This window comes from Streptomyces sp. NPDC020681 (assembly GCF_044334895.1).
GTDB lineage: Bacteria > Actinomycetota > Actinomycetes > Streptomycetales > Streptomycetaceae > Streptomyces.
Genome location: NZ_JBIRTX010000009.1, coordinates 125,105 through 147,622, shown reverse-complemented (window position 1 = coordinate 147,622; position 22,518 = coordinate 125,105). Strand labels below are relative to the sequence as shown.

Sequence of the window (22,518 nt, the reverse complement as noted above, 5' to 3'; positions counted from 1 at the left end):
GTCCAGTTGCGTGTGTACGCGGCCGTCGCGGCGGGTGGCTTCCGGCGCCACGCGACGTACCGGATGGCCACGGCGGCGGGGGTGTTCACGAACACCGTCTTCGGCTTCATCCTGTCGTACACCTACATCGCTCTCTGGGACCAGCGGCCCCAACTGGGTGGGTACGACATGGCCGAGGCGCTCGCCTATGTGTGGATCGGCCAGGCGCTGCTGGCCACCGCCGGGCTGATGGGCGGCGGCTTCGAGGACGAGCTGATCGAGCGGATCAAGACGGGCGACATCGCCATCGATCTCTACCGGCCCGTCGACCTCCAACTGTGGTGGTTCTCGGCGAACTTGGGCCGGGCGGCCTTCCATCTGCTCGGGCGCGGTGTGGTGCCGATGGCGATCGGCGCGCTCGCCTTCGATCTCGCGCTGCCGTCGAATCCGCTCACCTGGCCCGCCTTCCTGCTGTCGGTCGCGCTGGGCGTGACGGTGAGTTTCGCGATCTGGTACCTGGTGGCGCTGAGCGCGTTCTGGCTGATGGACGGGGCGGGCACGGCGCAGATCGCGTGGCTCGCGGGGATGTTCTTCTCCGGGATGCTGCTGCCGCTCACGGTCTTCCCGGGCGCACTGGGCGAGGTCGCGCGGGCGCTGCCGTGGGCTTCGATGCTCCAGGTCCCGGCGGATGTCTTCCTGGAGAAGCGCACGGGGTGGGGGCTGGTGCAGGCGTACGGGTTCCAGGCCGGCTGGGCGGTCGTCCTGCTGGCGGCTGGGCGGCTGCTGCAGTCCGCGGCCACCCGCAGGGTGGTGGTGCAGGGTGGGTGAGGCCTGGCGTACGTACCGGATGATCGCGGCGATGTGGATCCGGTCGACGATGACGTACCGCTTCTCCTTCGTGATGAGCACGGTCAGCAACTTCACCGCGACGATCTTCGACTTCGTGGTCATCGTGCTGATGTTCAGTCAGGTGGACGGCCTGGGCGGCTTCTCCTTCGCCGAGGTGGCCTTTCTGTACGGCACCACCAGTACCTCCTTCGGGCTCGCGGACCTCGCGATGGGCCAGGTCAACCGGCTGGGGACGCGGGTGCGGGACGGAACGCTCGACACGCTGATGGTGCGGCCGGTGCCGGTACTCGCGCAGGTGGCCGCGGACCGGTTCGCGCTGCGCCGCCTCGGGCGGATCTGCCAGGGGCTGCTGGTGCTGATCTGGTCTCTGGTGATCATTGACGTGGAATGGACGGCCGTGAAGGTGGCGCTCGTGCCGCTGATGGCGGTCTGCGGCGCGCTGCTCTTCTCGGCGGTGATGGTGGCGGGAGCGTCCTTCCAGTTCTGGGCGCAGGATGCGTCGGAGGTCACCAACTCCTTTACGTACGGCGGCAACACGCTGCTGCAGTACCCGCCGACGATCTTCGCGCAGGACCTGGTGCGCGGGGTTGTCTATGTGGTGCCGCTGGCCTTCGTCAACTGGCTGCCCGCGCTGTATGTCCTGGGGCGGGAGGCTCCGGCGGGCGTGCCCGGCTGGGCGGCGTTCCTGCCACCGGTTGTCGCCGGGCTGTGCTGCGGCCTGGCCGCGCTGGCGTGGCGGGCCGGCCTTCGTTCGTACCGAAGCACAGGGAGCTGAGCGTGGACTTCATTGAGCTCGACCAGGTCGAGAAGGTCTTCGACGTACGGCGCAGGGCGGGTCGGCTGCGTCGCGAGAAGCACCAGGTCCGCGCCGTCGACGGGATCAGTTTCCGCGTCCCGCGCGGCGAGATGGTCGGCTACATCGGCCCGAACGGCGCGGGCAAGTCCACCACCATCAAGATGCTCACGGGCATCCTGACCCCGAGCGGTGGCCGGCTGCGGGTCGCGGGCATCGACCCGTCCCGCGAGCGGACCCGGCTGGCACAGCGGATCGGCGTGGTCTTCGGCCAGCGCACGACGCTGTGGTGGGACCTGCCGCTGAAGGACTCCTACCGCCTGGTGCACCGCATGTACCGCATCCCGGACCGGCGCTTTCGCGACAATCTCGAGCGCTGCGTCGAACTCCTGGACCTGGGCGAGCTGTTGGACGTGCCCGTACGCCAGCTCTCACTCGGCCAGCGGATGCGCGGCGACATCGCGGCGGCGCTGCTGCACGACCCGGAGGTGCTGTATCTCGACGAGCCGACGATCGGGCTCGATGTGATCTCCAAGGCGAAGGTCCGCGAATTTTTGCGGGACCTGAACGCAGAGCGGGCGACGACGGTGCTGCTCACCACGCACGACCTGACCGACATCGAGCAGCTGTGCAAGCGGGTCATGGTCATCGACCACGGACGCCTGATGTACGACGGCGCCCTCGCCGGACTTCACGAGATCGGCGAGAGCGAGCGGACGCTGGTGGTGGACCTGGAGCGGGAGCTGCCACCGGTGGTGATGGACCTGGCGCGTACGGTGAAGGTCGAGGGCCCGCGGCAGTGGCTGGCCTTCCCGGCGTCGCAGTCGGCGGCGCCGCTGGTGGCCGCGCTCGCCGACAAGTATCCGGTGGTGGACCTGTCGATCCGGGAGCCGGACATCGAGGCCGTGATCGCGAAAATGTACGCGGAGCGTTCCGGGTTGTAACCCCTCGGCTGGGAGCCGGGACCTGCCGCTGACTACGCTTGGGCGTATGAGCGAACTCCCTGAGATGCGCGCGTCCGACGCCGAGCGCGAGCGGGTGGCCGAGCGACTGCGAGAGGCGGTGGCGGAGGGCCGACTCGACATGGAGGAGTTCGGCGAACGCCTGGACGCCACCTACAAGGCACGTACGTATGGCGAGTTGGAGCCGCTCGTCAGCGACCTTCCGGCGACGGGCACGCATGCGCCCTCTCCGGTGGCGGCGGGCCGTTCGGGCGGCTGGGCACAGCGGATCGGCGGACCGGCGACTTCCAAGGGCGCGTTCGCCTTCTGGGGCGGCTTCAGCCGCAAGGGCACATGGACGGTGGCCCGCACGTTCACCTCGTTCACGATGATGGGCGGCGGCGAACTCGACCTGCGCGAGGCGCGTTTCGAGGACCGTGAGACGGTCATCCGCTGCTTCGCCATCATGGGCGGCGTCCAGATCACGGTCCCGCCGGACCTGAACGTCGAGGTCAGCGGCATCGGCTTCATGGGCGGCTTCGGAGAATCGGGCGAGGGCGACCCGGACCCGTCGGCCCCCCGGGTCAAGATCACGGGCTTCGCGCTGATGGGCGGGGTGGGCGTCGAGCGCAAGCTGCGGAAGGCGGAACGCCAGCGCCTGAAGGCGGAGCGGGCGGCGGAGCGGGAGCGGGACCGGCTGGAGAAGGGTGACGGCCGCAAGGAGCTGGGCTGACGGCCCCGTCTTACCGGGGCTCCGCCCCGGACCCGTGGGCCTTGCCTTCGGCGGGCTGTGATGCCCGGGCTCTTGGCCGGCTCCGCCCCGGACCCCGCGGGTCCTGCCTTCGGCGGGTTGTGATGCCGGGCTCTTGGCCGGCTCCGTGCGGTCGTCGCGTCTTGCCGCGCGCGGCGACGGGTTTCCCGGGGCTCCGCCCCGGACCCGTGGGCTTTGCCTTCGGCGGGTTGTGATGCCGGGCTCTTGGCCGGCTTCGTGCGGTCTCGCGTCTTGCCGCGCGCGGCGACGGGTTTCCCGGGGCTCGGCCCCGGACCCGTGGGCTTTGCCTTCGGCGGGTTGTGATGCCGGGCTCTTGGCCGGCTTCGTGCGGTCGTCGCGTCTTGCCGCGCGCGGCGACGGGTTTCCCGGGGCTCCGCCCCGGACCCGCGCCTCGGCCGGCGAAGCTCGGCGGGCCGGAGCGGCCCACGCCCATCGCCGGGGCTCCGCCCGCGCCCAGCTCTTTGGCGTCGGCGAGGCTGTGAGGCCTGAGCCCTCACCCGGCGCCCCGTGACGCCTCGGCCGGCGAAGCTCGGCCTGCCCGGGGGTCTGGGGGCGCAGCCCCCAGAAAGCACCCACCCAACACCTTCCCGCCCACCCGCGGGAACTCGACGTGCGTCCCGGGAGTACCTGAGATAGGGACAATGCGTACAGGGGCGCGCGAACGGGTGGAGCGTATGGAACGTATACAACCGGAACAGCCGGCCGAGCAGGCCGAACCCGCCGAACCGGCTCGGGAGCTGGGCCCGCCCGACAGGCCCGCGCTCGCGCCGTCCGGCGCGCCCGAACCCGCAACCCGTACCCGGACGGCCGTCCTCCCCGCCTTCTCCTACACCGCCGCCGACGAAGAGAAGCAACGCGGCGTACGGCGCATGAAACTCACCGCAACCGGCCTGCTCGCCCTCGTCGCCGTGATCTTCGCCCTCGCCACCTGGGCGAAGAACGCCGGCGCCGGCCCCTGGGCCGACTATGTGGCCGCCGCCGCCGAGGCCGGCATGGTCGGCGCCCTGGCCGACTGGTTCGCCGTCACCGCCCTCTTCCGCTACCCCCTCGGCATCCCCATCCCGCACACCGCGATCATCCCGAACAAGAAAGACCAGCTCGGCACCACTCTTGGCTCCTTCGTCGGCGAGAACTTTCTCTCCGAATCCGTCGTACGGACGCGCCTGAGCGCCCTCGGCATCGGCGGCCGCCTCGGCGGCTGGCTCGCCGAGCCCGACCACGCCGACCGCGTCACCGCCGAGCTGTCCACCGCGCTGCGCGGAGCGCTCACGGTGCTGCGGGACTCCGACGTACAGGCGGTCGTCGGCGAGGCGATCACCCGCCGGGCCGACAGCGCCGAGATCGCGCCGGGCGTCGGCAAGACCCTGGAGAAGGTCGTCGCCGACGGCGCTCACCACCGCGCCGTCGACCTGATCTGCGCCCGCGCCCACGACTGGCTGGTCCTGCACGCGGACTCGGTGCTGGACGCGGTCGAGGGCGGGGCCCCCGGCTGGACGCCGCGCTTCGTGGACAAGCGGGTCGGCGAACGCGTCTACAAGGAGCTGCTGCGCTTTGTCACCGAGATGCGGGACATGCCCGAGCACCCGGCGCGCGGTGCCATCGACCGCTTCCTGACGGACTTCGCGGCCGATCTTCAGTCGGACACGGACACCCGGGAAAAAGTGGAGCGGATGAAGTCGGAGCTGCTGTCCCGTTCCGAGGTCCAGGACGTGATCGCGTCGGCCTGGTCCTCCGTACGCACCATGATCATCTCCGCGGCGGAGGACGACCGCAGCGAGCTGCGCCTGCGTGCCCGCGCCTCGCTGATGTCGCTGGGCGCGCGGCTGGCCACGGACGGCCGGCTGCAGTCGAAGCTGGAGGGGTGGGTGGAGGACGCGGCGGTGTACGTGGTCACCACCTACCGCGGGGAGATCACCTCGCTGATCTCGGAAACGATCGCGAGCTGGGACGCGGAGCACACGACGCGGAAGATCGAGGCGCACATCGGCCGGGATCTGCAGTTCATCCGGATCAACGGCACGGTGGTCGGCGCGCTGGCCGGTCTGCTGATCTACACCGTGGCGCATGCGCTGGGCGCGTGACCGGTCCCTGCTCAGTCCGGTCACGCGCCCAGTCACCAGGGGAGGTGCTCTTAGGTACGCACGCGCCTCCCGCTCCGTTCAGCCTCTGTCCAACCAGTCCAACCAGTCCAACCAGTCCAACCGGCCCAACCGGCCCAACCGTCCCAACCGTCAGTGGAAGAGCTGCCCGCGCACCGCACCGTCCGGGAACTCCGCGGTGTGGATGTTGGAGTAGTAGTTGAGCGGGTTGGCGCGGACGCGCTTGACCACGTCCGGGTTCTGGCCCTCGATCTTCCCGGAGACGGCGAAGATCCCGTCCGGCACGGGCCGGTTGAAGAAGTCGAAGACGACGTCGCCGTTCTTGCCGAACTTGCCCTTGTGCAGGTGGCCCTTGCTCGGGGCCTTGATGTTGATCCAGGCGAACGAGTAGTCGACGCTCGTGCCCTTCGGGTGCAGGAAGGTCACGGCGTGGCCGTCCGGGTCGCCGACCTTTGACGTGTCGCTCTTTGGCACCTCCTGCGCGCCGTTGGACAGCGCGCGCAGCTTGCCGCCCTTGATGATGTCGAGCGGGTTGATGTTCTTCTTCAGCGGCTTGAGCTGGCCTCGTACGGCCCCGCCCGGGAACTCCGCGCTGTGCAGGTTGACGTAGAACCCGGCCGGGTTGGTGCGGATGTCGTTGGCCAGCTTCGCGTCGGTGATGGCGACCTGACCGGCCGCGGAGTGTACGGAGTCGGGCATCGCGGCCCCGAAGAGCGGCACCTTCACCGCGCCGTTCTGTCCGGCGGCACCCTGGTGGATATGGCCGAGGCTCGGCACGAAGCCCTTCCACTGCAGCGCGAAGGTGACGCGGTCGCCCTTCACCTTGACGAGGGCGACGGCCTTGCCGTCGGGGTCGTTGACGGCGGGCCCGTCGGCGACGGGCACCTCGTTGGCGCCGGACAGCTCGGCGGCGAACGCGAGGGCGCGCCCGCCGGACGGCTTGGTGAAGGTACTCGCGCTACTGCCGGAGGCGGCCTGCCCGCTGCCGCTGTGCCCGCTGCCGTGCCCCCCGTGCGCGACAGCGGGAGTAACACCCGCAACACCGAGCACAATTGCACTTGCCGCCACCGAAACAAGTCGCTTCTGCATTGTTCTTGTCCTCCCGTTGAGGCCGGCCTGGTCTTGGCCGGTCGCGAGGAAGTACGCACCGCGCCGAAGGCTCGTTCAAAGTTGTTCAACGGAAAATTTCTTTTAATTGGATTGAACCGCCGGTCAGTTGTGCCCGTACAACCGGGCAGACCCAGCTCACCTTCAAACCGGGGGAACAACCATGCGCAGGAACCGATCCACCATGCTCTCCGCGGCTCCGGCGGCCGCGCTCGCACTGCTCGCGCTGACGGCTTGCGGCGGCTCGGACGGCAAGGCCGAGGGCGAGGGTTCGCCGGCCTCGGGCAAGCCCGCCGCGAAGCCCGCAGCGGCCGCCTCCGTCAAGATCGCCGACTCTCCGCTCGGCAAGATCCTGGTCGACGAATCGGGCCGTACGCTGTACGGATTCACCAAGGACAAGTCCGGAACGAGCAACTGCGACACCGACTGCATCGCGGTCTGGCCGGCGCTGACTTCGGCGAAGGACGTGACGGCGGGGGCCGGCGCGCAGGCCGCGCTGCTGAAGGAGACCAAGCTCGCGGAGGGCGCGGAGCAGGCGGTGTACGGGGACTGGCCGCTGTACTACTACGTCGGTGACGCGACGGCCGGCGACGTCAACGGACAGGGCCTGGACGGCGAGTGGTTCGTGGTCGCGGCGGACGGCAAGCTCATCAAGAAGATGAGTTGATACGGGAAATTGATCGTTCTGTTACGAACGTCATGAACGGCGGATCGTGACTCGGCCGTGAATCCTCGAATTCACGTCCCGGTGGCCGGAATTTGATTCCGGCCACCGTTCCGGAAGCCATTCCGGCCATCGCGCGGGATGGCTTTCCCGCCACCACCCCATAAACCTGCGACGGTCAGGTCTCCTCTGCTGCCTGGCCGTCGCAGCGATGCCCGTTCCCGGCAGCCCGACCCCTGCATCCCCCCGGGGCGACGGCTGCCGGGAACGCGGCGTCCCCCGCCTTCCTCCCGGCCCCGTCTACTCGCAGCCGACGCCGTCCCCGTCGCGGTCGAGGTGCCGTCCGTACCCGGGGTCGCCCGCGTGAACGGGCGCGGCACCGGCCGCGCGTGCGGCGGCGCAGTTGGCGTAGTACGTGCCACCGCCACCGCCACCGCCACCGCCACCGCCACCGCCGCCGGATCCGCTGCCGCCACCGGAGTTGCCGCCTCCGCCGCCGGAGTAGGGCTCGCAGCCGACCCCGTCCCCGTCGCGGTCGAGGTGAGGTCCGAACCCGGGCTGACCCTCGCGGATGGGCGCGGCGCCCGCGGCCCGCACGGCGTCGCAGTTGGCGTACGACACCTTCGGCTTCGCGGGCTTGGGAGTGGGCTTCGGCTTCGGCGCGGCGACGGTGATCCGTACGACGGCGGTGTCGGTCAGGTCCTGCCCGCCCACGGTGACGCGATACGTGAACTCGTCCTCGCCCCCGTACCCCGCGGTCGAGGTGTAGACGATCGAGGCCCCGTCGACAGTGGCGGTCCCGTGCACCGGAGGAGTGTCCACGGTGACCGTGAACTCACCGTTATTCAGGGCGGCTTGAAGGCTTCCGCCTGTCCCGTTTCCCAGGGCGACGGTGTCGTTGTCGAGCACCTTCACCTCGATCTCCTTGCCCGCGTCGGCGCTCTCCTGGTCATCGACGAGATCGAGAGCGGCTTGGACGGACGGTGTGGGTGTCGGCGTGGGCGTCGGTGCCGCGGAGGTGGTGGCCGGGGCCTCCTTCGGAGCGGCCTTCGCGCCCCCGGAGTCACCGCCTTCGCACCCCGCGACGCCGACGGCCGCCACCACAACACCCGCTGCTGCTAACGCGATGCGCCCATGCGCACGTATCCCCGACATGTGAACCCCCAAGGCAGACGGATCGAAGCTGAGGAGACTGAGGATGACATTCCGGTTAGTTGGTTCGAGGTGATTCCGGAACTCCGTATCTCAGTTGTGATGAAGATGTGCGCGTGATGGTCAGGCGTATCCACAGACGAACACAATCGGTCAACTTGAGCCAGAGAACGCCTCGTATCGCTCACTGAGAGTCGCCTTCGGGGTCACGGACGGGCGGTCGGCAAATTGCAGTTGACGCCTCTCAGCGGGCGCGGTTACCTGCTCCGGTGACTGATCTCCGTATCGAGCAGCCCAACGGCGTGGACGGCGTGGACGGCGTGGACCGCGACGACATGCTCCGGGACTGGCAGTTCGTCCACAACACGATCATCCCCACGCACCTCCTGTCCCTCGACGACGTGCGTGAGCGCGTCCACCGCCACCATCTGGAGGTCGCGTATCTCGGCGATGTTCTCGTGGGCTGCTCGACGCTGCGTCCCCCGACGAGCGAAGACCCGTCGACCGCCACAGTGATCGCCCGGGTGCTCCCCGCCCACCGCGGCCAGGGCTTCGGCGAGGAACTCTATGTACGAGGCCTGGACCGGGCGCGAAAGCTTGGTGCCGAGGTGATCGAGACGGTGGTCCTGGCTTCCAACCCGGACGGGCTGCGCTTCGCGGAACGGCACGAATTCGCCGAATTCGAGAGGTACTTGCTGCCGGGCGACACCGTCGAATGGATCGAGTTGAGACGGCGCGCCGGGACCTGAGCCTCCCGAAGGCGGTGGAGGCCTGTCCGATCACGATGCCTGTCCGGGCCGCCTTCACCCGTGGCGTCGTCAGCCTTGCCGGCGGAAGTCCAGCATGTAGAAGACCTTGTCGTAGCGGCGTTCTCCGACGGCGACGAAGCCGGGCAGGCGGCCGTATTCGGTGAAGCCCACCGACCGGTAGAGGTGCAGGGCGTTGGCGTTGTCGCCACGGGCGTCCAGGGTGAGTACCTCGATGCCGGCCCGCCGGGCGTCAGCGATCAATGCCTCGGTCAGCGCCCGACCGACACCCAGGCCATGGGCTGCACCATCCACCGCGATCTTCTCCAGATCGGCGTGCGGCCGGTGAGTGGGTCGGGCGTAGCGCAGCCAGTACCCCAGTCCGACCAGCCGACGGTCGACGTAAGCCGCACGCAGGGCCCCGTCCCCGGCGTGCACCGCAGCGACGACGTTGCCGAGGAGTTCCGCCACCTCGTCGCGAGACGGCGGTTCGACCCAGCCGAGCGCGGCACCTCCGCGGACCAGGCCGGCCAGGATCTCGTGGGCCGACTCCGCGAACCGGGCTTCGAGGTCCGGCTCGGACGCCAGCTGCATCGCGTCAAGGACGACGGGGCCACCACTCTCGCTGGTGGGCCTGCCCGTGTTCATGGCCGGCAGCCTATCCGGCCGAGCCGGGCGCTCAGCCCGTCGCCCGCTCCAGTCGGCGTTCCACGCGGGCGCGCGTTGCCACCGCCCTCGGGTCGTCGTAGTCGGCCAGGAGCCTCAGCGCCTGACTCCAGTGCCGACGGGCCGCCTCCCCGTCCTCGCTGAGCGTGGCCGTGCCCAGGCCGTCCAAGGCCAAGGCCTCGTGCCATGCGTCGCCGAGTTCGTGATGGACAGCGGCGGCCTGACGATGAAAGCCGGCCGCCTCAGCATCACGGTTGAGTCGGCGGTATGTCTCGCCCACACCCTGCCAGGCCAGGGCCTCCCGGCTGCGGTCCCCGAGTCGGCGGTTGAGGGCAGCGGACCGTTGGTAGGACGTCAACGCCTCGGCGAACCGGCCGCCTGCCCTCTGGGCATTGGCCAACGTGATGAGCCAGTAGCCCTCCAGCCTGTGGTTTCGCAGGCTGAGTGCAATGTCCAGTGCGTCATGAGCCGATCTCATGGCGTCTTCCGCTTCACCCTGCTCGCACTCGAGCTCGCTCCTGAGACGCAGGATGTTGCCCTCACCGCGCCGGTCGTTCAGCGAACGGTGCGCCGCAAGGGCCTGACGGACAACGGATGCGGCCTCCGGCAGGCGGCCGGCCCGTAAGTGGGTGGTGGCCAGGTTGGACAGTGTGGTGGCTTCCATGTGAGCGGAGCTCAGCTCCTGGAAGATGGTCATCGCCCGCTCGAAGTGAACTGCAGCGTCGTCGAGTTGCCTTCTGCGGAGGTGGACGAGGCCGACCAGATTGAGCGAGTCCGCCTCACCCAGCCGGTCACCCAGCTCGGGCCAGATCTCCAACGCGCTGCGGTGACATTCAAGGCTCGCGGTCAGTCGATTGATCCGCGTGTAGCCCATGCCGAGATCGGTGAGCAGGAGAGCCTCGGCACCCCGGTCACCGACTCGCCGTGCTGCTGCCAGGCCCATGCGGCCGACAGTCAGCCAGTCGGCGACCGGAGCGGAGGGGGACTGCGCGTTCCAGAGGACAGCGGCCAACTGCCATGCGAGTCGATCGTGTTCTGAGTCAGCTGTGCGGACGGCCTGGAGGAGGTTGGCATGGTCGCGCTCGGACCAGTCAACTGCAGCGTCATAGTCGGCAAAGGCGAGTGGATGGACACCTTCGGCTGCCGCACCGAGTGGCAGACGGGCCTCACTTGGGTTGATCCAGCTCTGGGCGGCATCGGCGGTGTGCAAATACCAGTCCAGCCCGCGGCGTAACGCGGCATCCCGCTCCTTGAGCGGCTCTTCGTGCTGCGCCTGGGCGGTGGCGTACGCGCGAAGCAGGTCGTGAAACTGATATCGGTCCGGCGCGATCTGCTCCACGAGATGGGCGCCGACGAGGGAGTCCAGGAGTTGCCGAGTACGGCCCGCGGTCTCGCCGGCAATGGCCGCTGCGGCATGGAGACCGAACTCGGGTCCCGGATGCAGCCCGAGCAGACGGAACAGGCGGGCGGCCTGCTCGGGCAGAGCTCGGTAGGACCATGCAAACACTGTGCGGACGGCCTCGGCCTCGTCGTCGTCTCCAGTGCTGAGCGCGTCCCACAAGGCTGATTCGTCCCGCAGATCCGCAATCAGGTCGTCCAACCGCATGTGCGGGTGACTGGCAGCGCGCTCGGCGGCGATGCGAAGAGCCAGCGGAAGCCGGGCGCACAGCTCGGCCAGTTCGGTGAGTCGTTCCAGGTCGTCCGCCGGCCGGTATCCGGCCGTGACGGCGCGCAGCAGGGCTACGGCCTCCGGCTGGGGCAGCGTGCCCAGCGTCAGTCGACGAGCACCGTCACGCACGGCCAGGCCGGAGAGACGCGTCCGGCTGGTGACGACGGTCAGGCAGCCCGCGCTGCCAGGCAGCAGGGGACGGACCTGTCCAACCGTGGCCGCGTTGTCCAGAACGACCAACACTTGACGGTCGGCCAGCAGCGAGCGGTACAGCGCAGCGGCAGCGTCGAGCTCCTGCGGTACGGCGCTGGGGCGGACGCCTAGAGCGTTCAGGAAACGGTGCAGCGCCTCTTGCGCGGTGATCGGCTCCCCCGGGTCGTACCCGCGCAGATTGACGTAGAGCTGCCCGTGCGGAAAGCGGTTCTGCACCTGATGCGCCCAGCGGAGCGCGAGCGATGTCTTTCCCGCACCGGCGGTTCCGGCTATCACACAGACGGAGATGACGAGTGGATCACCCTCTTCGTCGGCGAGGACGGCATTCAGCTGATCCAGCTCGTCGGTGCGGTTGACGAATCCGTGTACGTCGGCCGGGAGTTGCCTGGGGGTGGGGCTTGTCGAGCTGTGCTCATCCGGTGTTCCGTGATCGTGGAAGTGAATTCCCCCGCTCACGCTTCCGGCCTGCACGACATCGCGAGAAGAGCCCGACAGCTCGTTGCTCGACCTGCCGGGGCGCCCCTCGTCTCCGCTGGGCTCTCTGATGGCTTACTCCGCCTTTGTCGTCTTCGTCTTCGCCGCTGGACTCGTCTTGGTCTTCGGCGGCGGAAGGTCTGCCACCCGGCGGTCGAAGTAGCGCATGACGTCTTCACCGGCTGCGTACAGCTGCTGGACATAACTTTCCCAACGCCCGATGAGCTCGGGGCCGGTGAAACGGATCGCGCCGTTCGGGGCTCCCGAGTCGGTGTAGAGGACCTGGTAGAGAGTCCGGCCGCCGAGAATCACCACCTCAGGCACCAGCTCGTCGTCCTCCGAAGCGGCAACCACTTCGGCACCGACGACTCGGATCCTCGCCCCGCATTGGGCGTGCTGTCGCAACGAGTGCAATTCCCACTGCAGATAGGGCGTCAGCGGCCACTCCACCACCCGCACTCGGTGAAAGAACGAGCGGCGGCTTTCGTCCTCGCGGTAGGACGCGAGGAGGCCATCGCGCCTTGCGTCGAGGAGTCGCAGGGCCTCCTCCCAGTCGCCGCGGCGCAACGCGTCCCGGCTGGTGCTGCCCTGCTCCTCGAAGTGTTGTAGCCGCTCCAGCTTCCAGGAGTCCCGGTCTCGGATCGCCGCATCACGTTGCCGAAAGTCGCGCTTGTAGACCTCTCGGACGAGCCGCTCACCCTCCTCAGCGAGGAGCGCAGGGGCGCGGAGATCAAGCATCGGCAATGTCTGCCTTCGCCGCGCTGAGCATGTTCCCCGGGATGACGACCAACCGCTCGTCCGGGGCGAGAGTTACGCCTTTGGGCAGGTGAGGGCTGTAGATGTCGGTGAGATCCCTGCCGATCACCGCAATGTCGCCATTGTCGAGTTGCCAGATGTCCGGACATTCATCCTTGCCATCTGAATTGCCCAGCTCCTTGGCCGATCTTCCCAATCGCCTCTCGAATAAGGCGGTCGGATCGGCTTCCCAGGCGCGGGCCATGTTTGTCTCCACTCGGGTTGGTTGCGGGTGAAGCTGACACGCATTGTAGGAGTGGCAGATACCCAGAGCAATCGACGGCAGGCTGATTCGGGCCACCGTGAGCAGGGGACACGTGGCCGACCAGGACTTGGCGGGGCCTGGGCGCATGAGCACCTGCTGCTGCTCTGAGCGAGCACTTCCGTATCGCGCACCGGCACCGTGCCGCTGCGCCGAAGGCCCTGCTGCCCATGCGCCGACAGGCGTGGCACGAACTGCCGATCTCACTAGGATCGAGATGTGTTCGAGTACCACGGCTGGATCACGGTCAGGGAGAACGCAGTTGATGACGACGACGACGTCCGACTGCGGCAGATCGTCGACGAGTTGCAGCTCCGCATCGACCAGATGGCCAGCCCCTACCTCCTCGACCTCCGGTGGATGAACGGCGAGCCGTTCATCCACCTGGGAGGCCATTCCAATCACCGCTCGGCGCCCGATGTCGTCGGTCTGTTCGAGCATGTGGCGACGGTTGCTCCTGGCTCCTACGGACTCCTCCATATTCGCGATGACGAGGATCCGGGCCACGAGAATGAGGCACGCGTGCTCAGGCTCGCCCGGGGCACGGTCACGGAGCACACGGAGGCGCTGCTGTCTCCGTGCATCCCAACGCTGGAAGGCCCCTTCACCAGCTAGGACCGGTTTGCTTCGCCTCGCGAGGCCACTGAGGCATTGCCTTCCGCCGCCCGGTTCCAGGGCGCTGAAAGCATCTTGAAACCGCGCTGAATGCCCCCTGCCTCAATCTCTGCGACATGACCTCAACGACATCGCACTCACTCGCCATCGCGGCCAAGGGGCTGCGCAAGGCCTACGGGGACAAGACAGTCCTCGACGGCATCGACCTGTCGGTGCCGGCCGGCACCGTCTTCTCCCTGCTCGGCCCGAACGGCGCCGGCAAGACCACCGCCGTCAAGATCCTCTCCACGCTCATCACCGCCGACGCCGGCGAGCTGCACGTCGGCGGCCACGACCTCGCCACCGACCCGCAGGCGGTGCGCGCCGGGATCGGTGTCACCGGGCAGTTCTCCGCCGTCGACGGGCTGATCACCGGCGAGGAGAACATGCTCCTCATGGCGGATCTGCACCATCTGTCGAAGCGCGAGGGCCGCCGCACCGCCGCCGAACTCCTGGAGCGCTTCGACCTCACCGAGGCCGCCAAGAAGCCTGCCTCCGCCTACTCCGGCGGCATGAAGCGCCGCCTCGACCTCGCCATGACCCTGGTCGGCGACCCGCGGATCATCTTCCTCGACGAACCGACCACCGGCCTCGACCCGCGTTCCCGCCACAACATGTGGGGGATCATCCGCGAGCTGGTCACGGGCGGCGTCACCGTCTTCCTCACGACCCAGTACCTGGAGGAGGCCGACGAACTCGCCGACCGCATCGCGGTGTTGAACGACGGCAAGATCGCCGCCGAAGGCACCGCCGAGGAGCTGAAGCGGCTCATCCCGGGCGGCCACGTGCGGCTGCGCTTCACCGACCCGGTCGCGTACCAGTCCGCCGCCGTCTCGCTGCGCGAGGTCACCCGGGACGACGAGGCGCTGGCGCTCCAGATCCTCAGCGACGGCAGCCAGCGCGAGCTGCGCTCCATCCTCGACTGGCTGGACTCCGCCGGTGTCGAGGCGGACGAGCTGACCGTGCACACCCCCGACCTCGACGACGTGTTCTTCGCCCTGACCGGCACAACCACCGTCCCCAACCAGCCGAACCAGTCCAAGGAGACAGTCCGATGAGCGCCCTCTCCCTCGCCGTCCGTGACTCGTCCACGATGTTGCGCCGCAACCTCCTGCACGCCCGGCGCTACCCGTCCATGACGCTGAATCTGCTGCTCACGCCGATCATGCTGCTACTGCTCTTCGTCTACATCTTCGGCGACGTGATGAGCGCGGGCATCGGCGGCGACGGCGCCGACCGCTCCGACTACATCGCCTACCTCGTCCCGGGCCTGCTGATGATGACCATCGGCAGCACCGTGATCGGGGCCGCGATCTCCGTCTCCATGGACATGACCGAGGGCCTCATCGCCCGCTTCCGCACGATGGCGATCCACCGCAGCTCTCTGCTCATCGGGCACGTCGTCGGCAGCGTGCTGCAGGTGCTCGCCAGCCTGGTCCTCGTCGGCGCCGTCGCCGTGGCCATCGGCTTCCGCTCCACGGACGCCACGGCCCTGGAATGGATCGCGGCCTTCGGACTGCTCACGCTGTTCGCCCTCGCGCTCACCTGGATCGCGGTCGGGATGGGCATGGCCAGCCCGAACCCCGAGGCAGCCAGCAACATGGCCATGCCGCTGATCCTTCTCCCGCTCATCTCCAGCGCCTTCATCCCGGCCGACACGATGCCGGGCTGGTTCCAGCCGATCGCCGACTACCAGCCGTTCACGCCGGCCATCGAGACCCTGCGCGGGCTGCTGCTCGGCACCGAGATCGGCAACAACGGGTGGATCACCATCGCCTGGTGCGTCGGCCTGACCCTGCTCGGCTACCGCTGGTCGACGGCGTTGTTCAACCGCGACCCGAAGTAACCGCCATGACAGCGCGGGCCGCCTCCCGCAATTCGTCCCGCCCCAGGGCGGCGTACTCCGACACCGCGTCGGCGTACGCCGCCCTGTCGGCGTCCTCCGCCGCCTGCCGAGCCCGCGCCGCCGACATCGTCGGCTGGAACTCGCGCAGCACCCAAAGCCGTTCGGCCAGCGCGATCATCCGTACGGCTGCGGCGCCGTCGCCGGACGCGAGTCCCGCCATGCCGAGAGCGTGCAGCACCGTTCCGAACACGGGCAGTTCCATGGGCGAGCGGGACGGACCGGAGAGCAAGGTCCGCAGCCGCTGTCGCAGCCGGTCGACCACCCCCGCGACGAGTTCGAGACGGCCGGCGTGCGCGTGTGCCGTCACCGCTGCCGACTGGAGCTGTAGCGTCCACCGCTCGTAGAAGGGGTCGTCGTCGAAGTCCGTCGAGCGGGCCGCGGGTATCCACTCCACGGCGCCGCGCCACAAGCCGAGCCCGACCTCCGTCAGTCCGCGGGCGAGCGCGATCTCGGCGCGGCCGCCGAGGCCGGGGCTGTGGGAGGCGTCCTGTTCCGGGTTGTCGCTCTCCGCCTGCCGCAGCCAGTACTCGGCCTCGTCGGGGTCGCCGCGCTGCAGACAGGCGAGGGCGAGGCCCCCGCGGACGCCGATGGAGTCGTGCTCGTCGGCGAGCCGCGGCAGCGCCTTCAGCGCCGCCTGGAGGTGCCTGTACGCGGCCGCGCCCTGCTCCGTCCGCAGGCACAGCTCGCCCAGCCGGGCGCGGCACATGACCTGCAAGAACGGGTTGTCGACGGGCTCCAGTGCGGCAACGCTCCGGCGAGCCGAGGCGAGCGCGCTCTCGATGTCGTGCTCGTACTCCCAGACGTACGTGGCGACGCACTCGGCGATGCCGGCGAGCAGCGGCTGCTCGCTCTCGCAGAGCCCCCGCAACACCTCGTAGTCGGGAGGCAACATCTCAGGGATCGCGCTCAGCACTGCCGCGATGGCCCGCACCAGGGTGTCCGGCGGGGCGGGCGGCAGCCGCCGGAGGGTGACGAGCTGGCGTACGGCGCGCGGGCCGTCGCCCATGAACAGGCTCCCCGCGGACAACACCGCGGCGGCGCGGGCGACTTCGACGTATTCGGGCTCGGGGTGGTAGTGCGACAGCGGCGGGCCGGTGTCCGCGGCGAGAGCGGCGAGGCGCGGGTAGCTGGAGCCGATGGACCACGCGGCGGCGAGGACGGCGGTGAGGGCGGCGAGTGTGGGGCCGTCCGTACGGGCCAGGGCGTGTCGCAGGGCCAGCACGAGGTTGTCCTGCTCGGCTCTGATCTGCTCCCAGGCGGTCAGCGGTTCCGAGCCGAAGAACCAGTCGTGGTACGTGACCCCGAAGTCCCGCGCCCAGGCGAGGAACCGGTCGACGGCCTCCTCGTCCTCGCCCGCCTCCGCACGCCGGGCCGCACTGAACTCCCGTACGGTCTCCAGCATTCTGAACCGCACGCCGGCCGGGGTGTCGGCGACGGTGAGCAGCGACTGATCGGCCAACTGCTCCAGCAGAAGCAGCGCATCCTCGCCGAGCACCTGCTCCGCCGCCTCGCCGGAGAAGCCTCCGGGGAAGACGGACAGCGTGCGCAGCGCCGCCCTGGCATCCTCGTCGAGCAGGTTCCAGCTCCACTCCACGACCGCGTGCAGTGTGCGGTGGCGCTCCGGCGTGTCCCGGGCCCCGCCGCGCAGCAGCGCGAACCGGTCGCCGAGGCGGCGGGCGATCGTCGGGACCGACAGCACCCGCACCCGCGCGGCGGCCAACTCCACGGCGAGCGGCAGTCCGTCGAGATGGCGGCACAGCTCGGCCACCGCGTCCGGCGGCAGCTCCACGCCGGGCCGGGCGGCCCGGGCCCGCTGCGTGAACAGTTCGACCGAGGTGTCCAGGCCGAGCTCCGGCAGCGCGTACACCGACTCCGACGTGAGGCCCAGCGGGGCCCGGCTGGTGGCGAGCACCCGCAGGTCCTTCGAGGACGAGACCAGGGCCTGTACGAGGTCGGCGGCGCCCCGGACGATCTGCTCGCAGTTGTCGAGGACCAGCAGCGCGGGCCCGGAGCCGAGCACGCCGAGGATGCCGGACACCGGGTCGTGGCCGCCCGTGGCGCCGGGCCGCCCCTCGCCCGCGCCGAGCGCGGAGGCCACCTCCGCGACCACGTCCGCGTCCGCGGTGACGCCGGCGAGCGGCACGAAATAGACCACGCGCTGCTCGGCCCGGCGGCTGACGGCGTGCGCGAGCCGGGTCTTGCCGAGGCCGCCGGGGCCGGCGACGGTGACGGCGCGGGAGGCGCGCAGCAGCCGCTGCACCGCCGCGATGTCCTCGTCCCGGCCGAGCAGCGGGTTCGGCTCGTGCGGCACGCCGTGCCTGACCGCAGGTGCCTCGCCGCGCAGCAGCTCCTGCTGTACGGCCTTGAGCCCGGCGCCCGGATCGGTGCCGAGCGTCTCGCGCAGCTCACGGCGGTACGCCTCGTACCGCGCCATTGCGGCGGACGGGCCCGCCGTCGCCGCCTCGCCGCGCAGCAGCTCGGCGAGTACTTCCTCGTCGCGCGGATGCTCGGCGGCGGCCACGGCCAGCGGCCCGGCGGCCTCCGCGTGCCGCCCCAGCCGGGCGAGCGCGAGCGCCTGCGTGCGTACGAGCGTGTCGCGGACGGGGGCGCGCTCGGCGCGCAACGCGGCTACGGGGTCGTCGGTGTCGCCGACCCCGTCAGGAGTGCCCTTCCACAGCGCGAGCCCGGCCTGGGCCGCAGCCAGCGATCCCGCGTGGTCCCCGGCCCTGGCCCGGTCCGCGCTCGCTGCGGCGTGCAGCAGCAGCGCGGAGCTGTCGACCTGGTCCTCGGCGAGGGTGAGCCGGTATCCGTTCGGCGTGCTGACGATGACGTCGACACCCAACTGCGCCCGGGCCCTGGACGCGAGAACCTGCAACGCCTTCCCCGGCCGCTCCGGCAACTCGCCCGCCCACAGCCCTTCCACAAGCCGCTCGGTGCTGCACCCCGCGCGCAAGTCGCCCGCGAGCAGCGCGAGGAGGACGCGGAGCCGGGGAGCGGTAACCTCCTGCCCGCGATAGGCGACACGCGGCAGCAGGGTGAGGTCGGTGGTCACCCGTGCAGATTAGCCAAGGCGCTGGTAGCGGGAACTCCGGCTGCGCGGGGCGCCGGAACTCCCACGGCGGGCCGAACTCCTGTTGCGTGGGCGGCCTTCGCTCAACGCGCGCTTGGCGCCCGGGGGGCGGGCGCAGCCGCGCCGACCGTTCCTGTACTCGCGCAGCGACTCAGTTCTTTCCTCATCCTTGGATGTGCACTCATCTCTGGCGGCGGCTTGTCTCCCTACGCTGACAGCATCGGAACCCAGTGATTCATTACCTGGTCCAGGCGTTGCAGGTGGTCAGCGATCCAGTCGTCCGGCGGGACGAGCGGCACCCGCACGGTGACCATGGACCCCGACTCGTCCTCTACGACCACCTCGGGGCAGTCGCGCTCGCCGGTGAGCTGGATGGAGATGGACGGCCCTCTGTCCCACTCCATCCAGATCACGTCTTCGTCGGCGTCGAGCCTGTTCAACGCAGCGGCCCAGCTTTCCAGCTTTGAGGCTGACAGCACCAAGTCGATACGACCGGACACGAACGGCGTCCTGACGACGATCTCGGCTTCCAGCCCGGCGCTCCATCCGGGGTCGCGCCCCAGAACGTTGACGGTGACGCTGTTCCCCTCGTCATCGGCGAGGGAGATGAGTTCCCTCGCAGCGATGTCGCCCATAGCTGCCCCTTCATCGGCAAGTACCGAGAGATCGTCGCCCGGCCAGAAGTGCGACCGCCACCCCATTTCGCTAGGAGTTCTAAGAGGTTTAGGCGACGGTCAGTTCCCTCGAGGGGAGGAGGGTGACGCGGACGGTCATCGGCACCGGTGCGCAGATGCCGATGTATGCGTTACGGCCCGGTCGGCTCCGACCTGGGGTCAACGGCCCTGGACCCTCGCCGAGGGCGTTTGGTCCTTCGCCGCGTCGGCGAAGAGGAGGGTGGGCTCGGCCAGGATTTCGCGGCCGACCTCGCTCCTGTAGATCTCGTCGACACTGCCGAATCGAGCCTCGGCGTAGTCGAGGCCGAGCAGGGCTGCTGCCTGGCGGACCGAAGCCTCGTCGGGTCCTTCGATCTCGACGAACGTGGGGAGGTCAGGCCAGGTGTCGAAGTCGAAGGCGACCCCGTCCAGGCGCCACTCCTCGCGGTAGTTCTCCTGGCAGCGAACCTTTCGCAGGCCGAGGTGGCGCAGGATGTCGGCCATGGCGTGCAGGTCGGTGACCTCGGTCTCGATCTCAGTGGTGCCGTCGATGGTGGTGGAGTCGGTGACCTGCTTGAGGGTCAGGGTGGAGCGGGTGCCCTCGTCACGGAGGCGGACCCACTGGCCCTTTTCGAGGGCGTCGCTCTCGAAGATCTCGCGGGTGAGGAGCGTCTGCGGAAACGTCTGCGTGGCGCCCAGCGCGGTCAGCTTGGCCTGGAGTTCGGCAACGTCGACGGATAGGAAGGTGGCTTCGTACTCGTGCTTCATGATCCCCATCTTCATTTTGAGGTGCGGCTACACGGTGGTGCGGTCCGAGCAGTACGTACGGGTGCCCGTCGGGTTGCGGGAGCCGTCACTCGATGGTGAGACGCCCGGTGCGGAGGATGGCGTGGTTGGCGAAGAGGCTGTCGAGGTGGAGCTCGCGGGTGAGGCTGCCGGTCCAGTTGGCGTCTGGCAGATCGCGGTAGGCGGGTGCGTTGACGACGCGGGCTCGGGTGCACTGGGTGAGGATCCAGCGTGCTTGGGTCTGGCCGGTGGGCGGGTTGGCGTACATGCCGGCCGCCAGTCGCCACAGGTGGTCGCCGGTGGCGTCGTCCGGTTCTACGACTCCGACAACCGCAACATCCCCCAGGCCCCGTGAGTCGCTCGACTGGGTGGTGTACGCGACGGTCAGGCACTCCAGAGGGAAGACGGTGACGCGGCTGCAGGCGGAGTAAACGGTCGTGGCCACAGCGGCAGTTCCCTTCTGTGGTGAGGCGCGGCCGTCTCGCTCGACGGCCGCGCCGGGGGATCGGTCAGCAGCCGTCGCCGTCGCCGCAGCAGGTCGGCGGGTTGCATTCCGCGGCGGTGCCCCACAGGTCGTGGTCGACGGCGTAGCCCATGTCTTCGATGGCTTGGACGGTGCGCTTGATGGCGGCGCCGTCGCGCAGGCGTTGGCCCTTCAGCGGGTTGTGGTGCAGGAACGCACCGAACCGGCGATGGCAGAAGTCGGCGTACTCGCGGCTGTGCAGGATGAAGGCGTGCCAGCCGGGGTCGACCTTCCGTGACGGGGACAGCGGTGCGTCGGTGCGGTGTCCGGCCATGTCGACGAAGGCGAGGGCCTGGTCCATGACGCGTTCGGCCTGGGGCCGGTCCATGTCTTCCTCGAACTCGAGGAAGGTGACGAGTCGTTCGAAGAGGTCGGCGTCGACGAGCCAGCGGCCGGTGATCTGGTCGGTTGCTAAAGCGGTCATGAGGTGCTCCTCGGTTGGGTTGTGGTGGGTTGCGGACAGCACGGACCCGCGTACACCTCGATGTCGAGGACGTGGGCACCGATCCGCCCGCGGGCGGTGCCGACGCTGCGTGCGCCGGTCGTCAGGGGCTGGTCGCACCAGACGCAGGCGCGGCCGGCGTACTGCTCCCAGGAGAGGTCGGCGGCGGCGGGGAGTTCGCGCTCGGAGGACGGGGGCGCGGTCACCGGGCGGCCGTGCAACGACGGCAGTCGCACGGCGGGAGCGCGAGGGAATCCGGGATGCGTTCGGGGTCGCCGTTTGGGACCGTCACTCGTCGGATCTCCCGCCGTCGGCGCGAGGTCCCCTCCAATCGGTACACCTTGATCGTCATCACGACTCGGCCCCTCTTCGGCGCTGGGTTTCGATGCCGACGGTAGGGACCGCGGTTCTGCTCTCTCTATGAACTTGCAGAGACTTGCACTTGACTTACTTCACGAGCTCAGTAGCTGATTCGTGCCCTTGACGAGTTCTCTCGATCAGTCGACTGTGGTGCAAGTCCGTGTAGGCGTGAGGGCGCTGGAGGCCGCAATGGCATTACGTTTCATCGGCATTGACCCCGACACTGACAGCGATCACTGCCCCAGGGTTTGGGTCGACGACGAAGCTGAGGAGTTCGTCATCCAGGGCTGGAAGGCGAGCGAAGCGCTGGAAGACCAAGTCCGGAAGACCGGTCCGCTTCCCGACTACGAGACCGTTGTGCGGATTCCCGCGCGCATGGTGCACATCATGAGGGAGGCATGCGATGCCGTCGAACGCTCCGACGTTCGATGACCTGCTGGCAGGCGCAAAGAGCTCGGCTGTCCACCTGGAGATGCGGGACACGTACTACAGCAACCCCCGCTTCGAGGCGTGGCGGCAGGGACAGCGCGTCGACTGGAACGATCGCGATTCGTGGTGGAGCCCCTTCCACCAGAAGATCAGCGATGCAGTGGCTCGTGGGATGACGATCCGGAGGGCTCGCGTCGTCTCGGAACCGGTGACCGAGTACATCCGCTGGGAGCACTACGTCACTCACGCCAACGTGGTCGCAGGCGAGCAGGTGCGCTGGCTCTCGCGGCGGCGTGCATCGGATCTGCTGCTGCCGGGCAACGACTTCTGGGTGTTCGACGACACGATGATTCGGATCCATCACTTCTCCGGCGACGGTGACTCAGTGGAGGATGAGATCCTCGACGATCCGAGGCTCGTGGAGCTCTGCGCGTCCGGCTTCGAACGCGTCTGGGAGCGAGCCATCCCGCACGAGCGGTACGAGATCCACTAGGAAGAGCGCCACAGACAAGCC

General features: G+C 69.2%; 24 protein-coding genes. 12 read left to right on the top strand and 12 right to left on the bottom strand.

Translation table 11 applies throughout. The features are described 5' to 3' along the window. The first annotated feature begins 6 nt into the window (after positions 1 to 6). The 5 genes from ACH4YL_RS22720 (at position 7) to ACH4YL_RS22700 (ending at position 5,415) form a co-directional block, all read left to right on the top strand. A complete protein-coding gene (locus ACH4YL_RS22720) occupies positions 7 to 807 on the top strand; it encodes an ABC transporter permease (RefSeq protein ID WP_398509229.1) in 801 nt (266 codons plus the stop codon). Between the two features lie 19 nt (positions 808 to 826). After that, positions 827 to 1,603, top strand: coding sequence for an ABC transporter permease (locus ACH4YL_RS22715; RefSeq protein ID WP_398509366.1), 777 nt, complete (start codon positions 827 to 829; stop codon positions 1,601 to 1,603). Positions 1,604 to 1,605: 2 nt separating this feature from the next. Continuing rightward, positions 1,606 to 2,565: an ATP-binding cassette domain-containing protein gene (locus ACH4YL_RS22710; protein WP_398509228.1), complete on the top strand. Its 960-nt coding sequence runs from the start codon at positions 1,606 to 1,608 to the stop codon at positions 2,563 to 2,565. Positions 2,566 to 2,629: 64 nt separating this feature from the next. Then, positions 2,630 to 3,295 carry a DUF1707 domain-containing protein gene (locus ACH4YL_RS22705; protein WP_398509365.1) on the top strand — a complete coding sequence of 222 codons (666 nt, stop codon included), beginning with the start codon at positions 2,630 to 2,632 and terminating at the stop codon, positions 3,293 to 3,295. A 713-nt stretch (positions 3,296 to 4,008) separates the two neighbouring features. Next, positions 4,009 to 5,415 carry a DUF445 domain-containing protein gene (locus ACH4YL_RS22700; RefSeq protein WP_398509227.1) on the top strand — a complete coding sequence of 469 codons (1,407 nt, stop codon included), beginning with the start codon at positions 4,009 to 4,011 and terminating at the stop codon, positions 5,413 to 5,415. A gap of 150 nt (positions 5,416 to 5,565) precedes the next feature. Here the strand turns inward: ACH4YL_RS22700 and ACH4YL_RS22695 are convergent, their stop codons facing one another. After that, on the bottom strand, positions 5,566 to 6,522 hold the full coding sequence (locus tag ACH4YL_RS22695; protein ID WP_398509226.1) for a CHRD domain-containing protein: 957 nt from the start codon (positions 6,520 to 6,522) through the stop codon (positions 5,566 to 5,568). Between the two features lie 181 nt (positions 6,523 to 6,703). Here ACH4YL_RS22695 and ACH4YL_RS22690 point away from each other — a divergent pair, with 181 nt between their 5' ends. Beyond that, the gene (locus tag ACH4YL_RS22690) at positions 6,704 to 7,207 is read left to right on the top strand and encodes a hypothetical protein (RefSeq protein WP_398509225.1); all 504 of its coding nucleotides are present in this window, start codon (positions 6,704 to 6,706) and stop codon (positions 7,205 to 7,207) included. Between the two features lie 297 nt (positions 7,208 to 7,504). Here ACH4YL_RS22690 and ACH4YL_RS22685 read toward each other — a convergent pair whose 3' ends face one another. Further along, a complete protein-coding gene (locus tag ACH4YL_RS22685; protein WP_398509224.1) occupies positions 7,505 to 8,359 on the bottom strand; it encodes an excalibur calcium-binding domain-containing protein in 855 nt (284 codons plus the stop codon). 266 nt (positions 8,360 to 8,625) lie between these two features. Here ACH4YL_RS22685 and ACH4YL_RS22680 point away from each other — a divergent pair, with 266 nt between their 5' ends. Continuing rightward, the gene (locus tag ACH4YL_RS22680; RefSeq protein ID WP_398509223.1) at positions 8,626 to 9,105 is read left to right on the top strand and encodes a GNAT family N-acetyltransferase; all 480 of its coding nucleotides are present in this window, start codon (positions 8,626 to 8,628) and stop codon (positions 9,103 to 9,105) included. 69 nt (positions 9,106 to 9,174) lie between these two features. Here ACH4YL_RS22680 and ACH4YL_RS22675 read toward each other — a convergent pair whose 3' ends face one another. The 4 genes from ACH4YL_RS22675 to ACH4YL_RS22660 all read right to left on the bottom strand — a co-directional run bounded on the left by ACH4YL_RS22675 (position 9,175) and on the right by ACH4YL_RS22660 (position 13,124). Beyond that, positions 9,175 to 9,750 (bottom strand): GNAT family N-acetyltransferase, encoded by a 576-nt coding sequence (locus ACH4YL_RS22675; RefSeq protein WP_398509222.1) that lies wholly within the window; start codon positions 9,748 to 9,750, stop codon positions 9,175 to 9,177. A 31-nt stretch (positions 9,751 to 9,781) separates the two neighbouring features. After that, positions 9,782 to 12,106: an ATP-binding protein gene (locus ACH4YL_RS22670; protein ID WP_398509221.1), complete on the bottom strand. Its 2,325-nt coding sequence runs from the start codon at positions 12,104 to 12,106 to the stop codon at positions 9,782 to 9,784. Positions 12,107 to 12,199: 93 nt separating this feature from the next. Continuing rightward, positions 12,200 to 12,862 (bottom strand): DUF6879 family protein, encoded by a 663-nt coding sequence (locus ACH4YL_RS22665; protein WP_398509220.1) that lies wholly within the window; start codon positions 12,860 to 12,862, stop codon positions 12,200 to 12,202. Further along, complete coding sequence (locus ACH4YL_RS22660; protein ID WP_398509219.1) at positions 12,855 to 13,124, bottom strand: hypothetical protein; 270 nt, start codon at positions 13,122 to 13,124, stop codon at positions 12,855 to 12,857. Before ACH4YL_RS22660 ends, ACH4YL_RS22665 begins: the two co-directional genes overlap by 8 nt. A 276-nt stretch (positions 13,125 to 13,400) precedes the next feature. On the opposite strand from ACH4YL_RS22660, the gene ACH4YL_RS22655 reads away from it, so the two are divergent. The 3 genes from ACH4YL_RS22655 (at position 13,401) to ACH4YL_RS22645 (ending at position 15,681) form a co-directional block, all read left to right on the top strand. After that, positions 13,401 to 13,796: an Imm7 family immunity protein gene (locus tag ACH4YL_RS22655; protein WP_398509218.1), complete on the top strand. Its 396-nt coding sequence runs from the start codon at positions 13,401 to 13,403 to the stop codon at positions 13,794 to 13,796. A 116-nt stretch (positions 13,797 to 13,912) separates the two neighbouring features. Then, positions 13,913 to 14,893 carry an ATP-binding cassette domain-containing protein gene (locus ACH4YL_RS22650; protein WP_398509217.1) on the top strand — a complete coding sequence of 327 codons (981 nt, stop codon included), beginning with the start codon at positions 13,913 to 13,915 and terminating at the stop codon, positions 14,891 to 14,893. Further along, positions 14,890 to 15,681, top strand: a complete 792-nt coding sequence (locus tag ACH4YL_RS22645; protein WP_398509216.1) for an ABC transporter permease — start codon at positions 14,890 to 14,892, stop codon at positions 15,679 to 15,681. The genes ACH4YL_RS22650 and ACH4YL_RS22645 overlap by 4 nt, the downstream gene beginning before the upstream one ends. Here the strand turns inward: ACH4YL_RS22645 and ACH4YL_RS22640 are convergent. The 6 genes from ACH4YL_RS22640 to ACH4YL_RS22615 all read right to left on the bottom strand — a co-directional run bounded on the left by ACH4YL_RS22640 (position 15,662) and on the right by ACH4YL_RS22615 (position 21,421). Then, positions 15,662 to 18,793, bottom strand: coding sequence for an ATP-binding protein (locus tag ACH4YL_RS22640; RefSeq protein WP_398509215.1), 3,132 nt, complete (start codon positions 18,791 to 18,793; stop codon positions 15,662 to 15,664). The two genes, ACH4YL_RS22645 and ACH4YL_RS22640, sit on opposite strands and share 20 nt — an antisense overlap. A gap of 224 nt (positions 18,794 to 19,017) precedes the next feature. Beyond that, positions 19,018 to 19,446, bottom strand: a complete 429-nt coding sequence (locus tag ACH4YL_RS22635; RefSeq protein ID WP_398509214.1) for a DUF5959 family protein — start codon at positions 19,444 to 19,446, stop codon at positions 19,018 to 19,020. A gap of 198 nt (positions 19,447 to 19,644) precedes the next feature. After that, positions 19,645 to 20,232 (bottom strand): class IV adenylate cyclase, encoded by a 588-nt coding sequence (locus ACH4YL_RS22630; protein ID WP_398509213.1) that lies wholly within the window; start codon positions 20,230 to 20,232, stop codon positions 19,645 to 19,647. An 85-nt stretch (positions 20,233 to 20,317) separates the two neighbouring features. Next, positions 20,318 to 20,695: a hypothetical protein gene (locus tag ACH4YL_RS22625; protein ID WP_398509212.1), complete on the bottom strand. Its 378-nt coding sequence runs from the start codon at positions 20,693 to 20,695 to the stop codon at positions 20,318 to 20,320. Between the two features lie 64 nt (positions 20,696 to 20,759). After that, a complete protein-coding gene (locus ACH4YL_RS22620) occupies positions 20,760 to 21,197 on the bottom strand; it encodes a glycine-rich domain-containing protein (RefSeq protein WP_398509211.1) in 438 nt (145 codons plus the stop codon). Next, a complete protein-coding gene (locus tag ACH4YL_RS22615) occupies positions 21,194 to 21,421 on the bottom strand; it encodes a hypothetical protein (RefSeq protein WP_398509210.1) in 228 nt (75 codons plus the stop codon). The genes ACH4YL_RS22620 and ACH4YL_RS22615 overlap by 4 nt, the downstream gene beginning before the upstream one ends. A 343-nt stretch (positions 21,422 to 21,764) precedes the next feature. On the opposite strand from ACH4YL_RS22615, the gene ACH4YL_RS22610 reads away from it, so the two are divergent. Both ACH4YL_RS22610 and ACH4YL_RS22605 read left to right on the top strand, forming a co-directional pair. Further along, a complete protein-coding gene (locus ACH4YL_RS22610) occupies positions 21,765 to 22,007 on the top strand; it encodes a hypothetical protein (protein WP_398509364.1) in 243 nt (80 codons plus the stop codon). Next, complete coding sequence (locus ACH4YL_RS22605) at positions 21,979 to 22,497, top strand: DUF6879 family protein (RefSeq protein ID WP_398509209.1); 519 nt, start codon at positions 21,979 to 21,981, stop codon at positions 22,495 to 22,497. The genes ACH4YL_RS22610 and ACH4YL_RS22605 overlap by 29 nt, the downstream gene beginning before the upstream one ends. The last annotated feature ends 21 nt before the right edge of the window (positions 22,498 to 22,518 follow it).

Bases quoted from the DNA above. Each gene is read 5' to 3' on its own strand.
- ACH4YL_RS22665 (WP_398509220.1), bottom strand. From the start codon at position 12,862: ATGCTTGATCTCCGCGCCCCTGCGCTCCTCGCTGAGGAGGGTGAGCGG.
- ACH4YL_RS22620 (WP_398509211.1), bottom strand. From the start codon at position 21,197: ATGACCGCTTTAGCAACCGACCAGATCACCGGCCGCTGGCTCGTCGAC.
- ACH4YL_RS22605 (WP_398509209.1), top strand. From the start codon at position 21,979: ATGCCGTCGAACGCTCCGACGTTCGATGACCTGCTGGCAGGCGCAAAG.
- ACH4YL_RS22610 (WP_398509364.1), top strand. From the start codon at position 21,765: ATGGCATTACGTTTCATCGGCATTGACCCCGACACTGACAGCGATCAC.
- ACH4YL_RS22690 (WP_398509225.1), top strand. From the start codon at position 6,704: ATGCGCAGGAACCGATCCACCATGCTCTCCGCGGCTCCGGCGGCCGCG.
- ACH4YL_RS22660 (WP_398509219.1), bottom strand. From the start codon at position 13,124: ATGGCCCGCGCCTGGGAAGCCGATCCGACCGCCTTATTCGAGAGGCGA.
- ACH4YL_RS22630 (WP_398509213.1), bottom strand. From the start codon at position 20,232: ATGAAGCACGAGTACGAAGCCACCTTCCTATCCGTCGACGTTGCCGAA.
- ACH4YL_RS22715 (WP_398509366.1), top strand. From the start codon at position 827: ATGATCGCGGCGATGTGGATCCGGTCGACGATGACGTACCGCTTCTCC.
- ACH4YL_RS22645 (WP_398509216.1), top strand. From the start codon at position 14,890: ATGAGCGCCCTCTCCCTCGCCGTCCGTGACTCGTCCACGATGTTGCGC.
- ACH4YL_RS22705 (WP_398509365.1), top strand. From the start codon at position 2,630: ATGCGCGCGTCCGACGCCGAGCGCGAGCGGGTGGCCGAGCGACTGCGA.
- ACH4YL_RS22685 (WP_398509224.1), bottom strand. From the start codon at position 8,359: ATGTCGGGGATACGTGCGCATGGGCGCATCGCGTTAGCAGCAGCGGGT.
- ACH4YL_RS22675 (WP_398509222.1), bottom strand. From the start codon at position 9,750: ATGAACACGGGCAGGCCCACCAGCGAGAGTGGTGGCCCCGTCGTCCTT.
- ACH4YL_RS22635 (WP_398509214.1), bottom strand. From the start codon at position 19,446: ATGGGCGACATCGCTGCGAGGGAACTCATCTCCCTCGCCGATGACGAG.
- ACH4YL_RS22695 (WP_398509226.1), bottom strand. From the start codon at position 6,522: ATGCAGAAGCGACTTGTTTCGGTGGCGGCAAGTGCAATTGTGCTCGGT.
- ACH4YL_RS22700 (WP_398509227.1), top strand. From the start codon at position 4,009: ATGGAACGTATACAACCGGAACAGCCGGCCGAGCAGGCCGAACCCGCC.
- ACH4YL_RS22650 (WP_398509217.1), top strand. From the start codon at position 13,913: ATGACCTCAACGACATCGCACTCACTCGCCATCGCGGCCAAGGGGCTG.